The organism is uncultured Mucilaginibacter sp. (assembly GCF_903913935.1).
GTDB lineage: Bacteria > Bacteroidota > Bacteroidia > Sphingobacteriales > Sphingobacteriaceae > Mucilaginibacter.
Genome location: NZ_CAIWNH010000327.1, coordinates 1 through 14,968 on the forward strand (window position 1 = coordinate 1; position 14,968 = coordinate 14,968).

A 14,968-nucleotide genomic window follows, 5' to 3' on the forward strand; every position below is an offset into this window, starting at 1 on the left:
ACATTCCGATCATAAAGAATTGCTAATTCTATTTTTTGCTCCATCTGTAGTTTACTAATGTGTAAACCTATTTCAGGACAAGACACAAACCTCCCCCATGTCATGCTGAATTTATTTCAGCACCCCACATGCTAAGTAAACGCGCGCTAAGTAGCCAAGCGCTGAGCCGCCTGCTTGTCGGCAACCTGTCAGAGGCATACCTATCCGTGGGCTGCCGATCCGCCAATCGGCGGACGGCATGACTGGTGGCGATGGGTAAACCTATCTCCCGATTCACCTATCAAATTAAAATCTTCCTCTCCATCAAAAAACCATCTCCATTTTTCCTTACCTTGGCTCAATAAAATTCCTGCAATGAAGTTTACAAAGGCTTTCATTTCTATGGCGATCACCATAGGGTTAATATGGGTGCTGGATATTAAGATCGGCCCCGTACCCCCGTTGGGCGCATTCCTTAACCCCTCAACCGGTTTCTGGCAAAATGCCGAAAGCAAAAACATACTCCCTGCCGAAAACTTAAAGATCACCGGCCTGACGGATGAGGTGACCGTTCAATACGATGATCACCGCATCCCGCATATCTTCGCCAAAAACGACCACGACCTTTACCTGGCACAGGGCTTTGTTACCGCCCGCGACCGCCTATGGGAAATGGATATCCAAACCCGAAGCGCATCGGGCCGACTTGCCGAAATTGTGGGGCCAAAAGCCCTGGATATCGACCGCTACCACCGCCGCATGGGCATGGTTTACGGCGCCGAGAACAGCCTGAAAGGCATCATGAAAAACCCGGTATCAAAAATGGTGGTGCTGGCCTATACCGAGGGGGTTAATAGTTATATCCATTCGCTTTCACAAAAAGACTACCCACTGGAGTTTAAACTGCTGAATTACGAGCCCGAAGAGTGGCAGCCTATTAACTGCGTGTTCCTGTTGAAGCTGATGTCGGAAACGCTTGCAGGCGGCTCGGACCAGTTTGGGTTGACCAACGACCTGAAACGCTTTGGCGCCAAAGAGGTAAACGATCTTTTCCCGGATTATCCTTTCCACGAGGACCCGATCATCCCGGCAGGCACCAAATGGAACTTTAAACCGCTGCCCATTCCGCAGCCATCCAAAGGTTTTACGGCGCAGATGACCGAAGGCATTAAAACAAAAGAAATTGTACCGGGCATAGGCAGTAATAACTGGGCCATTGGCGGCAATAAAACCGCTACCGGCTACCCTATTTTAGCCAATGATCCACACCTCAATCTAACTTTCCCTTCGATATGGTACCAGGTGCAAATGTCGTCGCCAACGGTTAATGTTTGCGGGGTATCCCTTCCAGGTGCGCCGGGTGTGGTTATCGGCTTTAACCAGAAGATCAGCTGGGGCGTTACCAATGTGGATGCCGATGTGCTGGATTGGTACCAGATAAAATTTAAGGATAATACCAAAAACGAATACTGGTACAACAACCAATGGAACAAGGTTAACAAGCGTATTGAAACCATAAAAGTACTTGGCGAAAAGGACATTATTGATACCGTATTGTACACCATACATGGCCCTGTGGTTTATGATAGTTCGACTGAAAAAACAGCAGGCCATCATGAAAACATCCCTGTTGGCGATGCTTTAAGGTGGATAGCGCACGATGAATCGGACGAGTTTATGTGCTTTTACCTGCTTAACCGGGGTAAGGATTATAACGACTACCGCAAGGCCCTCACCTATTTTACTGCTCCTGCACAAAACTTTATTTTTGCAAGCAGCGATAAAGACATCGCCATAACACCAAACGGCAAATTCCCACTGAAATATAAAGACCAGGGCAAGTTTGTGCTGGATGGCAGCGACCCCGCCGACGACTGGCACGGCTGGATCCCTTACGACCAGAACCCTACGGTTAAAAACCCCGCACAAGGTTTTGTACGCTCGGCCAATGAGTCGCCTACCGATCCATCATACCCGTACTATATCAACTGGCGTTATGAGCAATATTACCGGGGCAAACGCATCAGCGATAAGCTAAGTGCCATGCAGCATGCCACGGTTGATAGTATGCGCCTGATGCAAATGGACAATTACAGCATTTTAGCGCAGGATGTATTGCCGGCGATGCTGAAATACATCGACCCAACAAAACTGCATGCCGACCAGCTAAAAGCTTATAACATTATTAAAGCCTGGGATAAACACTATGCTGCCAACGCAATTGGGGCCAGCATATTTAATAAATGGTGGGTTAAATTTTACGATACCACCTGGGCAGTTAATTTCGGCGATAACAAGGTTTTTTTGAAAATGCCGTCGTTTGACCATACTGAGAAGTTATTGCTTACGGAGCCCAGCTCCAAATGGTTTGACAACCCAACTACGCCGCAAAAAGAAACCTGTGCCGACCTAGTTAACCAGGCATTTGTTAACGTGGTTGATGAAATGCTGCGCAAATTAGGCCCACCCGGCGAAAAATGGCAATGGGGCAATGTAAAGGAAACTTTTGTTGACCATTTGGCAAGTTTGCCGGGCTTTGGTACCGGGCAGGTTTTTACAGGCGGTACAGGTGGCGTTATCAATGCCCTACGCGGAAACAACGGACCATCGTGGCGCATGGTGGTGCAAATGGGGCCAAGGGTAATGGGCTATGGCGTGTTCCCCGGCGGTGAATCGGGCAACCCCGGCAGCTTTTTTTATAACGATATGTTTACTACCTGGCGGGATGGCAAGCTGAATGAACTGTTGTTTTTGAATTCGGCAGAGGAGCAATCCAAAAGAATAAAAACGACTTTAACGCTTCGGTAGCTATTAATAATTAGTAAAATAATGTTTAACCACAGAGGGCGCTAAGAAGACGCAGAGCGCGCAGAGCGATAACAATTATTAAAACTCGGCGCTCTTTGTGCCTTCTCTGTTTCTCTGTGTTAAAACCTAAAAATTAATGCTTAATAAAATTTGATTTTATGCTTTTTTTGATCATCCTGATATTATCATTTGCCGGCGGTTACTTTTTACCCTGGTGGATAGTGGCCATAGCGGCCTTTGGCGCAGCCTTTTTTATTGGTAAAACTCCTGCACTATCTTTTTGGTCGGGTTTTGCAGCCGTATTTATTGGGTGGACGGTGCTTGCCCTGTTTAAAAGCATCCCTAATGACCATATTCTGGCCAGCCGGGTAGTGTTATTGTTCCCCTTGCCACATAACTGGATCTGGCTGCTGCTAATAACAGCGCTGATAGGTGGTTTGGTTGGCGGGATGTCGGCTTTATCAGGGGTATTATTAAAAAAGGCGTTTGAGAAGTAAATCCCAAACGCCCATTATTTCTTTTAATAATGAAAGTTAGTCTTTTTCCATTCCTCTGAGGGTCTTTTTCAGTTCGCTAACCGCTTCTGAATCATTTTTCCCCATTCCAAAAATATCTTCGGAGCTAATATCCGATCCATAAAAATTGGCGTTGGCTTTTTTATCAATACCCAAATTTGAGCCATTGATAGTAATACCTGCAAACAAGCCTCGGCTGCGCGAGTAGGAATATACTTCGGCTTTCATAGTGTAATCGGTATTGGCTGACGTACTGCGCCCAACCGGACCGGCTGCGGCCGATGCATCGCCACCAATAGTAAAGTCTCCATTTTTTACTTTAGTGAGTACTCCTTTGTGACGGAAGATCATCACAAGGTCGACCGACTGTACACCTATCTGGAAGCCGAAACTACCGCCTGTAAGCGTAATAAACACAGGATCGCTCCATTTGCCGTTTTCAAGTTTCACCATGGCAATACCCCTGCCACGTTTACCGCCAACTACAAAACCGGCGTTTAACAGTTCGGGTACGATCACTACCCCTTCACAATCCTGTATCAGGTCGTGCGGGATGCTTTCTTTCATCTGGTCAAAATCTTTTAAAACATTGGTAGCGCTGTGGATCTTTTCAACTTCCTTACTTTCGTCTTTTGTGGCCGAAACCGTTACAAATAAAAGAGTCAGCAGTGCAGGTATCAGCAAAAATCTAATCGTTTTCATGGGTTATTTTATTTAAAATCGGGTGCAAAAATAATTTTTATATCGAAGTAATAACCCTGTAAACGAACAGATGTTTGCATTTATTGGCTTTGGCTTTAATTTAATCTTTCAATTTGGCATATATAACAACAGGCTTCGGCATTACGCGCATGCAGGTATTCCACCTCCGGATGGGTATCAAAAATAGTTGCGATCAGCTCATCCACGTCAGCATCGCCAACCAATTGCGTAAAAGCCATTTGCTGGTCTTTATCATATCCTAACAGGGTTAAAGAGAAGCTTTTTTTGTTGGCCTTAATTTCCGGCGGGAAGCGGTAAATATCGCTGTATTCCTCCACCTCTTCACTATTAATAAAAACCGGGCCGGGCTGGTTAAAGGCATTATCAATGGCAAAAGGGCTGTGGGTAAACAACATCCGTTGATCAACGCCTTTCATAAAGGGCTTTAATGATACCCTGCAAGGGCCAGAGCCGGTAGCCACTTTTTCAGTTACCTGGTGCCCGAAATCGTCCTTCATGGTATGCCTTATTCTTTGCGCGTAAGCTTTGGATAGCGGTACAATTTTAAATTTTTTCATGTTTTTTATTGTTTGATCATTCAAAATTCAAGTAAATCAACCCCTACTCCAACCCGGATCTTGCTATAATTTTCAAATCTTCAAATTCATCAATTTTCAAATCAAAACCTCCCTATCTTTGCGCCAATGAACAGGCAGCAGGTATTTTCTATTAATAATGAGCATCAGTTTAATAATGCTGCCTTACAAGTGTTTCAATACCAGGCAAAAGCCTGTCCAGTTTACCGGAGCTTTATTAGCGGTTTGAATATTGATCCGAAATCAGTTAACGCTGTAAACGATATTCCTTTTTTGCCGATTGAGTTTTTTAAATCGCATGCCGTTTTAAGCTCCGCCGACCCGGTTGACGTTACTTTTACCAGTTCGGGCACTACAGGAGTTATCACCAGCAGTCATTTTGTAACAGATGTAAGCTGGTATACCGGCAGCTTCAGGGCTGCTTTTCAATTGTTTTATGGCGACATTGGGCAATACACTATACTGGCGCTGCTGCCCTCCTACCTCGAGCGGGAAGGATCGTCGCTCATTTACATGGCCGACGACCTCATCAAACAATCAAAAAATCCGGAAAGCGGCTTCTTTTTGTATGATCATGATCAACTATATCAGCAATTAAAAAAGCAGCAGCAAGCTCGTAAACCAACTTTGCTCATCGGCGTAACCTTTGCCCTGCTTGATTTTATAGAAACTTATAAAGTTGATTTCCCGGAACTGATTGTGATGGAAACCGGCGGTATGAAAGGCCGCAGAAAAGAGATGATCCGCGAAGAACTGCACGAACAACTATGCTGCGGCTTTGGCGTTAGCGCAATACACTCGGAGTATGGGATGACGGAATTATTGTCGCAGGCCTATTCAAAAGGCGAAGGCATATTCAACTGCCCGCCGTGGATGCGCATTATTACCCGCGATACCAACGACCCAATGAGCATCCTGAACGGCGGCAAAGCAGGCGGCATCAATGTCATCGACCTGGCAAATATCAATTCATGTGCCTTTATCGCTACGCAGGACCTTGGCAGGATTTATACTGATAACTCGTTTGAAGTATTAGGCCGCTTTGATAATTCCGACATACGCGGTTGTAACCTGTTGGTTCAATAAAAGGACATTCAATTTGTGTAATTCGAAATAATTCGTGAAAATTAGTGTTCAGATAACTTAACACGCAACTAACATAATATTCTTATTTTTGCCAAAAGCATTAAAACAAAACCATGATAGATAAATTTTTGACCGAAGAACAGGACCCCAAAGCAGTTGAAAAAGTTTATTCGCGCCTTAACGACCTGCTAACTACAGGCGAAGAGATCATATACATAGCGGTACAAAAAAAACCCATCGTTAACTTATTTCCGGATTGTGTGGCTTTAACCAACAAACGTATCTTAATTTTCACACCCGGCAATTTAGGCCTCACTTTAAAATTTGTTGATTTTGTTTGGAAAGATATCATTGATGTTTTCACTAAGGAAGAGATCATAGGCGCTATATTCAGCGTACGCACCACCAACGGCGCCGAAATGGGGGTTGATTACCTGCCCAAAGTACAGGCCCGTAAACTATACCAATACGCTCAGGAACGCAAAGAAGCTGAACGTGAAGCCCGCCGCTTACGCGACCTGGAAGAAAAACGCGCAGAGTCAGGCTCCGTACAGTTCGACAACGCTGCACGTGCCATCACCCAACAACCAATAGCACCCGTTGTTCCGGCACCAGAGCCTGTACCAGTACATATCCCTGCACCAGTGGTACAGGAAGCACCAAAACCAGATGAGTTAACAGAAAAATTGAAAAAATTAAAGATGCTGTTTGATAACGGCCTCATTTCGCAGGAAGAGTACAATCACAAAAAACTCGATTTGTTGAGCGACTTGTAAGGAATGTCATTGAGTCATTGGGTCATTAAGTCATTGGATTGGTTGAACAGATAGTCAAATGACATAATGACCCAATGACCTAATGACTCCCCCCTAAACCAGCCTTCCATCAAAGTCAAACGGCTCCGACTTTAATATCTTCACTTTTTTCATAGCGGAATGCTGCGGGTTAAGCAGGTAATTATGCTCCATGGCTACAATGGAGGATGGCATTTTCATCAATAAATACTGCTGGTCTTTCAAAAACTCGTCGCCGATGCGTTTTAGTGCCACCGGGCCGGCAACATCCTTCCAGTTATCCGGGAGTTCGTCGATGCTAATGTGTTTTACGCTGTTATCCGGCACTTCTATTTCCACCAGGCAATAACCTTCGGGGATCATTAAGGGCGGCAGGTGAACCAAAACTTCTAATACAGCAAGGGAGCGTGACGATGCGAGGTAAAGGGCAGCTTTCCCTTCGCTGTTCCAGCGGCCGCCATATAAACGTGCGCCGGTACCGCTAAGGTCAGTGCCATAATTACATTTGGTGATGCGGTAAAGTACCATCAGGCAAAAATACCGTGCTCAATACGGCCAAGCTCCTTGAAAACCATATCAAAACCGGCAGAGGTATCAAGCATAGCAACAGGGGCTTCGCCATTAAAAACAAGGCTGGGCGCCTTTATCCATAGCTTAAACTTATCAATGGAGCCGAATACTTCTTCGCCGCGGGTATACAGGCGGGCAAGCTCAACTGCCTTTTCGGCGTACTCAGTTTTTATAATTTCATTATCATCATAACGCTGCAAAGTGCGCTCAGAAATATGGAGGATATAAGCTAACTCCTGCAGGTTTAATGATATTTTTTTAGCAAGCGACATTAATACCTGCTTAGAGAAACCCTGCCGCGCAAGCTTAATGATATCCAGATCATTAGTAAGGCTTACGCTATTGCCGCCTAATAAATTGTAAAACGGATTTGAAGAACCAGCAGTAACATAAGCTACCATTGGTTCATTCACTATGTTTTTGGTATTTGCTTTTTTATACGACATTTATACAATAATAAATACTATTTGTCGTATTTGCAAATTATTCCGCAATAATTAAAAAGTAGTTTTTCTTACCTTTTTGCGCTACCATGTACTTGCCGTTTATCAATGTAGCTGTATTATAAATATCGTCTACAGTAGCAATTTTAATCTTATTGATAGATGCGCCACCAGCCTGTATCATCTTTTTAGCCTCGCCTTTTGATGCAAATACCGTGGTATGCACTGCTAAAAGATCCGCTATGTTAATACCTTCTTCCAGGTTAGCCAATTTAACAGTATGATTAGGCACCCCATCAAATAACGCAAGCACTTCTGCATCGCTCAATTCATTTAAAAACTCAATACCTGTATTGCCAAATAAAAACTCGGAAGACTTAATGGCTTTTTCATATTCAGCTTCGCCGTGTACCCGAATAGTGATATCTTTTGCTAAAGCTTTTTGCAGGGTACGCAAATGCGGTGCTGCATCCTGTTCAGCCTCAAGGCCCTCTATGGTTTCCTTATTAAATAATGTAAAAATCCTGATATAGGTTTTGGCATCATCATCACTGGTATTCAACCAAAACTGGTAAAATTTATAAGGCGATGTCTTTTCAGCATCCAGCCAGATATTACCGCCTTCGGTTTTACCAAACTTGCTGCCGTCTGATTTTTTGATCAGCTGGGTGGTTAACGCAAAAGCTTCGCCGGCATCTTTGCGGCGGATCAGTTCGGTACCGGTAACAATATTGCCCCACTGGTCGCTGCCGCCCATTTGCAGGGCGCAGTTATGGTTTTTCCATAAATAGTAAAAATCATACCCCTGTACCAATTGGTAAGTAAATTCGGTGAACGACATACCTGTATCACCATTGATGCGGTTCTTCACCGAATCTTTGGCCATCATATAATTAACGGTAATGTGCTTACCTACATCGCGTATAAAATTCAGGAAGGTAAAACCCTTAAACCAATCGTAGTTATTTACCATTTGGGCACTATTGGCGCCACAATCAAAGTTCAAAAACTTCTCCAGCTGTCCTTTAATCCCCGCCAGGTTATGCTGCAATGCTTCTTCAGATAGTAAGTTACGCTCAGCAGATTTTCCTGACGGATCGCCCACCATACCGGTAGCGCCGCCAACCAGCGCGAATGGCTTATGCCCTGCCAGCTGAAAGTGGATCAGCGTCATGATCTGCGCCAGGCTACCTACATGCAGCGAATCGGCAGTAGGGTCAAAACCGATATAGCCCGAAACCATACCCTTATTCAGCAGCTCTTCAGTACCGGGCATAATATCATGCAGTATACCCCTCCAACGTAATTCTTCAACAAAGTTCATATAAATATATTTTCGTATCCCGATAGCTACCGGGACGCCAAAGATAAAAGAATATTAATATACGATTACACCGATTATCGCATGATTTCGCCGATTTCAATACACAAGGATTATAAAATACCGCTAACACTAATTAATCATTAAACTGTGATTTAGAAACTGCGATGAGAATAATCACTGAAATCATTATTTAAAATCGGTGTAATCCCCAAATAAAATTGGTGTAATCCCTACATCAAATCAGTGTAATCTCCAAATAAAATCGGTGAAATCATTTTTAAATAATCGGTGAAATCCTAAATATTTACTATTTTGCAAAAAAGGCTTATGAATTTTTTGTCGCACTTTTATTTCGACCGGGATACTGCCAACTGCTACATGGTGTTAGGTACTGTTATGCCCGATCTGTTAAAAAATGCCGACAAAACGGTGATCATTCATCCCGAAAAACTTAGCCACCAGGATCATGACGTAAATTCTATCATCAACGGCTGGAACAAACACTTGCTGGTGGATCGCTTTTTTCATTCGTCCGATTTTTTTTTAACCCACTCGCACCAGTTAAAAATACAACTGCTTCCAGCGATGGTTGGCTCGCCGGTCAAACCGTTCTTTTTAGGCCATATCGCGCTCGAACTAATCCTGGACAACTTGCTGCTTACTACAAAAAAAGTTACGGTAGATGGCTTTTATGATCATCTTGACGGCTGCAAAACACCCATTGTTGATGAATTTCTAAGATCGTCAGGTTTAAAAAACACAGCCATCTTTTTTAAATTTTATGCCGATTTTAAAAAAAGCAAATACGTATACAGCTATGCCGATACCAGGGAAATAGCCTATGCCTTAAAAAGGATCTGCATGCGGATCTGGAAAGACCCGTTTACGCCAGGCCAGGAAGCAGCGATGAACGATGTTTTGACCACTTATCGTGAAAGTTTATTGGATGATTTTATGTCTATTTTTGAAGAAATAGAGAACAAAATGAGTTTTTCTTATTAACCGCCTGGTGCTATTTACGATGACGTAATTAAATTAAAATCCACTACACCGGGTATAATTTCAATGGTTTTCGCTGTTTCACTCTTGAAAAACAGCGAAAAAAGTTGAAAAGCTGGTCAAAATCAATCAAATATCCCTTTTTTACTTCAAATAAATTTTTATCAAACAAAATTATATCTCTACCTTTGCAGTCCCAATTAGAAAATTGGGAAAAGGAGAAAATTTATTTAATGGCAAAAAAACAGGAAGCAGAAAAAGAACTTAAAGCTAAGGAAGCTGAACTCGACGTAGTTACAGCTACTCAGGAAAAGGAAACTATTGAATCAGAGGCTGATTCAATTTCGATCGAAGAGATCAAATCAAATGTTACATCTTCAAATGTTGACTTTGATTGGGACGCCGATGAAAAAAAATTCGGCAATTACAGCGACTCAGACCGCGAGAAACTTGAAAAAATGTACGACGGAACTTTCAGTTCTATCACAAAAGGCGAGATCATCACCGGTACTGTTGTAAATGTAAATAACAAAGATGTGGTATTGAACATCGGATTTAAATCTGACGGTTTGGTATCAGTTTCTGAGTTCCGTGATACACCTGATCTGAAGATCGGTGACACAGTTGAGGTTTACGTTGAATCGCAGGAAGATGCTAACGGTCAGTTAGTATTATCACGCAAACGCGCTAAAACTCAAAAATCATGGGAACGTATTAATTCTGCACTCGACAATGATGAGATCATCACTGGTTTTGTTAAGAGCAGGACTAAAGGTGGTCTGATTGTAGACATAATGGGCGTTGAAGCCTTTTTACCAGGTTCACAAATCGACATTAAACCTATCAGGGATTATGACGTTTATGTGGGCAAAACAATGGAATTCAAAGTTGTTAAGATCAACCACGAGTTTAAAAACGTAGTGGTATCGCACAAAGTGCTGATCGAAGACGATTTGGAAAACCAAAAAACAGAAATTGTTGCCAAACTTGAAAAAGGCCAGATTCTGGAAGGTACCGTTAAAAACATTACCGACTTCGGTGTATTCATCGACCTTGGCGGTGTTGACGGTTTACTACACATCACTGATATTTCATGGGGCCGTATTGAGCATCCGCGCGAAATTTTATCATTGGATCAAAAGATCAACGTTGTTGTGCTTGACTTTGATGATGAGAAAAAACGTATCGCTTTAGGCTTAAAACAATTAACTCCTCATCCTTGGCAAAGCCTTTCTGAAGAAATTCAGGTGGGATCACATGTTAAGGGTAAAATTGTTACTGTTGCCGATTATGGTGCATTCCTTGAAATCATCCCTGGTGTTGAAGGTTTGATCCACGTTTCTGAAATGTCATGGTCTCAAAATCTTCGCAACCCTCAGGAATTCCTGAAAGTTAGTGACGAAGTTGAAGCACAGGTATTGACATTAGATCGCGACGAACGCAAAATGTCATTAGGCATTAAACAATTAACGCCTGATCCATGGCAGCATGCTGCTGAAAAATATGCCGTAGGCACTCAGCACATCGCTACCGTTAAAAACATGACCAACTTTGGTGTGTTTGTTGAATTGGAAGACGGCATTGACGGCCTGATCCACATCAGCGACCTTTCATGGTCTAAAAAGATCAACCATCCAAATGAATTCACTAAAGTTGGTGAAAAACTGGATGTGTCAGTATTAGATCTTGATGTTGACAACCGCAAATTAAGCTTAGGTCACAAACAACTGGAAGAAAACCCTTGGGATACTTTTGAAACCATCTTCACTATCGACTCGATCCATGAAGGTACCGTTATCAAAGTAACTGATAAAGGCGCTATTGTTGCTTTACCTTATGGTGTTGAAGGCTTCTGCCCAACCAAACACCTGGTTAAAGAAGATGGCAAGAGCTTAAAAGCTGAAGAAGCTGCTGAGTTCAAGATCATTGAATTTAACAAGGAAAACAAACGTATCGTTATCTCTCATTCACGCATCTGGGAAGAAGCCCGTGCAGAAGCAAGGGTTCAGGAATTTGAAACCCGTAAAAAGGAAGCAAAATCTGCCAGCAATGCAGTGAAGAAAGTTAAAGAGTCGGTTGAAAAATCAACTTTAGGCGATCTGAGCGTATTGGCACAGTTAAAAGAGCAAATGGAAGGCGCTGAAAATAAAGCCCGCAAGGCTGTAAAAAAACCAGCATCTGAAGAAGAAGCTCAATAAGCTTTAAATAAATTTTCCTTTAAGCCCTTCCGGAACAATCCGGAAGGGCTTTTTTTATAATCGAACGATATGGCCGGCGAAACCAACCTCAATGAACTGTTAAAAACCATGCACCCCACCCTAAATGATGGTGACTACGTTTTTTGTTTGATGCCCGCCGCGCAAATCATCGATCCATCCCTAATCATTGGTTCTTTTAAAGAAAAAGAAGGGCTGACGGTCATCCTGGATAAAAATATTGCAGATAGTTTACACTTAAAGTATAGCTATATCGCAGCATGGATAACGTTAACCGTCCATTCTTCCCTTGAAGCGGTTGGACTCACCGCTGCATTTTCAAATGCTTTGGCAAAAGCAGGGATAAGTTGTAATGTGGTGGCTGCTTATTATCACGATAATATTTTTGTAGCGAAGCAGGATGCTGAAAAAGCGATTCAGGTGCTTGAAGAGTTAACGAAAGGGAATTTTTAGCTAATTTTAACAAATGTTTGACCAAAAAGACACCAGCAAGCTTATTAGTTATTGGCTGCGCCACAATCCCAATGACGGCGATTTAATTGCGGATGAATTTGGTTGGGTTTCCACCGAAGACCTATTGAAATCCCTAAATCTAAAAGGTCAAAAGCTCGATCTTAATGATATTCGTTCATTAAATCATTCATTTGATAAAATAAGATGGGAATTTAATGAAGATGAATCCAAAATCAGGGCAACCCATGGTCATTCAATACCAATTGTTTTATCGGGCCAAAGTGTAACACCGCCAAAATTACTTTATCACGGAACCAGCACCAAAAAAATAAGCAGCATTGTTAAAATGGGAATACTTCCAATGCAACGCCAATTCGTTCATTGTTCAGAAACTATGGAAATGGCGATTGAGGTAGGAAAAAGGCACGGTAAACCCATTATAATTGAAATTGACGCTGAAGGTTTGTCCCAAGAGGGATCAAAATTCTTTAAAACAAGTGACAATGTTTGGCTCACTGACAAAATTCCCAGTGACTTTATAAGCCTCAACCCATGGAAAATAGCAAGCCAGGATGAGAAGACAGGCCTGTTGAAACAACTGAAAACTGAATTGGCTTACGGACACATTTTATTTGACAAAACCCCAAACCTTGAATTGATTTTACGCAGACATGACTGTGACGATTGTTTGTTTCTGGATAATTCTGATTTGAAAGTTTATTTGGTACATCTTGTTTGGCAGGGAAAACAGGTTGATATAAATTGTCCATGGACTAACGCCTATGATTCGTTTTCGCATTGGATCGAAAATGCACTGATCGGCGATCAAAAAGACTATTATTTGATTTATTAAAGCTGCTCCATTTAATTAGACAGATTATTTATAAAATATGTTTGATTTTTCTCGCCGACTTTCGGACTTTACTGACTTTCGGACTTAAATAAAATTATTACCTTTGCCCAAATCCACCCATACGATGCAAAACCCAACACTGCTCGACGGTCAAAAATTTCAAATTACATTACAGCGTTTATGTCGTCAGTTGATCGAGAATCATAATGATTTTTCAGAATCGGTGCTTATTGGTATACAGCCAAGGGGCATTTACCTGGCCAAACGCATAGCCGAAGAACTGCGCAAAATATTACCCGGCAAAACGATCCTTCAGGGCGATCTTGATATTACCTTCTACCGGGATGATTTCCGCCGCCGCGAATCGCAACTGGTGCCCAATCAAACAAAAATTGATTTTATTATCGAAGGCAAAAAAGTCATCATGATGGATGATGTGCTTTGGACCGGCCGCACCATCCGTGCAGCCATGGATGCACTGCAGGCTTTTGGCCGACCTGAAAAAATAGAGTTACTTACGCTGGTCGACCGCCGTTATTCCAGGCATATCCCGGTATCGGCAGATTATGTGGGGATTGAAGTTGACTCCATCGCATCGCAAAAAGTGGTGGTAAGCTGGAAAGAGACGGATGGGGAAGATAAGATTGTATTGCTATCTGAAACGAAGTAGTCTTATTTCGGATTTCGGAATTTCGATTTCGGAATTTTATAAGGCTAAATTGGCAGGCAAATCAGCATAAAACTATATAAAATCATAAATTAAAAATCGGGCATGCGCGCTTGGAAATTAAATCCGAAATCGAACATCCGAATTCCGAAATAAAAAAATGGCAGGACTCTCAACACGACATCTCTTAGGCATCAAAGACTTAAACGCGGCAGATATTCAACTGATATTTGAAACCGCCGATAATTTTAAAACGGTATTAAACAGGCCCATTAAAAAAGTCCCGTCGCTGCGAGATGTCACGATAGCCAATATATTTTTTGAAAATTCAACGCGTACCCGCCTGTCATTTGAGCTGGCTGAACGCCGTTTATCGGCTGATACCATCAATTTCGCTGCCTCTTCCTCCTCAGTAAGCAAAGGCGAAACATTAATTGATACCGTAAACAATATCCTCGCCATGAAGGTAGATATGGTGGTAATGCGCCATCCATACGCAGGTGCAGGCATCTTCCTTTCAAAACACGTGAAGGCCCAGATCGTTAACGCCGGCGACGGCGCGCACGAGCACCCTACCCAGGCTTTGCTGGATGCATTTTCAATCCGCGAAAAATTGGGCGATGTGGCAGGCAAAAAAGTGGTGATCGTGGGTGATATCCTGCATTCACGTGTGGCGCTGTCAAATATATTATGCCTTAAACAACTTGGCGCCGAGGTGATGGTTTGCGGCCCCACTACGCTGATCCCTAAATATATCGGCTCATTGGGCGTAAAGGTGGAACATAACCTGGTGAAGGCCCTTAACTGGTGCGATGTAGCCAATATGCTCCGCATACAACTGGAACGGCAGGATATTAAATACTTTCCATCCCTTAGGGAGTATACCATGCTTTACGGCTTGAATAAGCAGATACTGGACTCACTTGACAAAGAGATCATCGTAATGCACCCCGGCCCTATTAA

At 42.7% G+C, this 14,968-nt stretch carries 15 protein-coding genes; 10 read left to right on the forward strand and 5 right to left on the reverse strand.

All coding sequences use genetic code 11. The features are described from left to right. The first annotated feature begins 354 nt into the window (after nt 1–354). Entirely contained in the window at nt 355–2,787 is a 2,433-nt protein-coding gene (locus QZY09_RS12880; RefSeq protein ID WP_295672976.1) for a penicillin acylase family protein, read from the forward strand. A gap of 158 nt (nt 2,788–2,945) precedes the next feature. Next, the gene (locus QZY09_RS12885; protein ID WP_295672977.1) at nt 2,946–3,284 is read left to right on the forward strand and encodes a hypothetical protein; all 339 of its coding nucleotides are present in this window, start codon (nt 2,946–2,948) and stop codon (nt 3,282–3,284) included. A 36-nt stretch (nt 3,285–3,320) separates the two neighbouring features. Here the strand turns inward: QZY09_RS12885 and QZY09_RS12890 are convergent, their stop codons facing one another. Both QZY09_RS12890 and QZY09_RS12895 read right to left on the reverse strand, forming a co-directional pair. Next, the gene (locus tag QZY09_RS12890; RefSeq protein ID WP_295672979.1) at nt 3,321–4,004 is read right to left on the reverse strand and encodes a lipid-binding SYLF domain-containing protein; all 684 of its coding nucleotides are present in this window, start codon (nt 4,002–4,004) and stop codon (nt 3,321–3,323) included. A 95-nt stretch (nt 4,005–4,099) separates the two neighbouring features. Next, nucleotides 4,100–4,582, reverse strand: coding sequence for a DUF1203 domain-containing protein (locus QZY09_RS12895; RefSeq protein WP_295672980.1), 483 nt, complete (start codon nt 4,580–4,582; stop codon nt 4,100–4,102). 126 nt (nt 4,583–4,708) lie between these two features. On the opposite strand from QZY09_RS12895, the gene QZY09_RS12900 reads away from it, so the two are divergent. After that, nucleotides 4,709–5,686 (forward strand): acyl transferase, encoded by a 978-nt coding sequence (locus QZY09_RS12900; RefSeq protein ID WP_295672981.1) that lies wholly within the window; start codon nt 4,709–4,711, stop codon nt 5,684–5,686. Nucleotides 5,687–5,799: 113 nt separating this feature from the next. Beyond that, nucleotides 5,800–6,462 carry a PH domain-containing protein gene (locus QZY09_RS12905; RefSeq protein WP_295672982.1) on the forward strand — a complete coding sequence of 221 codons (663 nt, stop codon included), beginning with the start codon at nt 5,800–5,802 and terminating at the stop codon, nt 6,460–6,462. A gap of 93 nt (nt 6,463–6,555) precedes the next feature. Here the strand turns inward: QZY09_RS12905 and QZY09_RS12910 are convergent, their stop codons facing one another. From QZY09_RS12910 to tyrS, 3 genes are read right to left on the reverse strand one after another with little or no spacing between them, the layout of a single operon-like run. Further along, nucleotides 6,556–7,008 (reverse strand): RES family NAD+ phosphorylase, encoded by a 453-nt coding sequence (locus QZY09_RS12910; RefSeq protein ID WP_295672984.1) that lies wholly within the window; start codon nt 7,006–7,008, stop codon nt 6,556–6,558. Then, nucleotides 7,008–7,496 (reverse strand): antitoxin Xre/MbcA/ParS toxin-binding domain-containing protein, encoded by a 489-nt coding sequence (locus QZY09_RS12915; protein WP_295672986.1) that lies wholly within the window; start codon nt 7,494–7,496, stop codon nt 7,008–7,010. Before QZY09_RS12915 ends, QZY09_RS12910 begins: the two co-directional genes overlap by 1 nt. A gap of 37 nt (nt 7,497–7,533) precedes the next feature. Next, nucleotides 7,534–8,817, reverse strand: a complete 1,284-nt coding sequence (tyrS, locus tag QZY09_RS12920; protein WP_295672988.1) for a tyrosine--tRNA ligase — start codon at nt 8,815–8,817, stop codon at nt 7,534–7,536. Nucleotides 8,818–9,129: 312 nt separating this feature from the next. Here tyrS and QZY09_RS12925 point away from each other — a divergent pair, with 312 nt between their 5' ends. The 6 genes from QZY09_RS12925 to QZY09_RS12950 all read left to right on the forward strand — a co-directional run. After that, on the forward strand, nt 9,130–9,819 hold the full coding sequence (locus tag QZY09_RS12925) for a hypothetical protein (RefSeq protein WP_295672991.1): 690 nt from the start codon (nt 9,130–9,132) through the stop codon (nt 9,817–9,819). Nucleotides 9,820–10,049: 230 nt separating this feature from the next. Further along, nucleotides 10,050–12,014, forward strand: a complete 1,965-nt coding sequence (gene rpsA / locus QZY09_RS12930; protein ID WP_295672992.1) for a 30S ribosomal protein S1 — start codon at nt 10,050–10,052, stop codon at nt 12,012–12,014. 69 nt (nt 12,015–12,083) lie between these two features. Further along, a complete protein-coding gene (locus tag QZY09_RS12935) occupies nt 12,084–12,485 on the forward strand; it encodes an ACT domain-containing protein (protein ID WP_295672994.1) in 402 nt (133 codons plus the stop codon). A 13-nt stretch (nt 12,486–12,498) separates the two neighbouring features. Beyond that, nucleotides 12,499–13,338: an RNA 2'-phosphotransferase gene (locus QZY09_RS12940; protein ID WP_295672997.1), complete on the forward strand. Its 840-nt coding sequence runs from the start codon at nt 12,499–12,501 to the stop codon at nt 13,336–13,338. 124 nt (nt 13,339–13,462) lie between these two features. Then, a complete protein-coding gene (gene pyrR / locus QZY09_RS12945) occupies nt 13,463–14,008 on the forward strand; it encodes a bifunctional pyr operon transcriptional regulator/uracil phosphoribosyltransferase PyrR (RefSeq protein ID WP_295672999.1) in 546 nt (181 codons plus the stop codon). Between the two features lie 157 nt (nt 14,009–14,165). Then, nucleotides 14,166–14,968: aspartate carbamoyltransferase catalytic subunit (locus QZY09_RS12950; RefSeq protein WP_295673001.1), on the forward strand; the 803-nt coding region annotated here is incomplete at its 3' end.

Excerpts from the sequence above, each read along its gene's own strand:
- QZY09_RS12880 (WP_295672976.1), top strand. The coding sequence starts at position 355 with ATGAAGTTTACAAAGGCTTTCATTTCTATGGCGATCACCATAGGGTTA.
- QZY09_RS12885 (WP_295672977.1), top strand. The coding sequence starts at position 2,946 with ATGCTTTTTTTGATCATCCTGATATTATCATTTGCCGGCGGTTACTTT.
- QZY09_RS12890 (WP_295672979.1), bottom strand. The coding sequence starts at position 4,004 with ATGAAAACGATTAGATTTTTGCTGATACCTGCACTGCTGACTCTTTTA.
- QZY09_RS12895 (WP_295672980.1), bottom strand. The coding sequence starts at position 4,582 with ATGAAAAAATTTAAAATTGTACCGCTATCCAAAGCTTACGCGCAAAGA.
- QZY09_RS12900 (WP_295672981.1), top strand. The coding sequence starts at position 4,709 with ATGAACAGGCAGCAGGTATTTTCTATTAATAATGAGCATCAGTTTAAT.
- QZY09_RS12905 (WP_295672982.1), top strand. The coding sequence starts at position 5,800 with ATGATAGATAAATTTTTGACCGAAGAACAGGACCCCAAAGCAGTTGAA.
- QZY09_RS12910 (WP_295672984.1), bottom strand. The coding sequence starts at position 7,008 with ATGGTACTTTACCGCATCACCAAATGTAATTATGGCACTGACCTTAGC.
- QZY09_RS12915 (WP_295672986.1), bottom strand. The coding sequence starts at position 7,496 with ATGTCGTATAAAAAAGCAAATACCAAAAACATAGTGAATGAACCAATG.
- tyrS (WP_295672988.1), bottom strand. The coding sequence starts at position 8,817 with ATGAACTTTGTTGAAGAATTACGTTGGAGGGGTATACTGCATGATATT.
- rpsA (WP_295672992.1), top strand. The coding sequence starts at position 10,050 with ATGGCAAAAAAACAGGAAGCAGAAAAAGAACTTAAAGCTAAGGAAGCT.
- QZY09_RS12935 (WP_295672994.1), top strand. The coding sequence starts at position 12,084 with ATGGCCGGCGAAACCAACCTCAATGAACTGTTAAAAACCATGCACCCC.
- QZY09_RS12940 (WP_295672997.1), top strand. The coding sequence starts at position 12,499 with ATGTTTGACCAAAAAGACACCAGCAAGCTTATTAGTTATTGGCTGCGC.
- pyrR (WP_295672999.1), top strand. The coding sequence starts at position 13,463 with ATGCAAAACCCAACACTGCTCGACGGTCAAAAATTTCAAATTACATTA.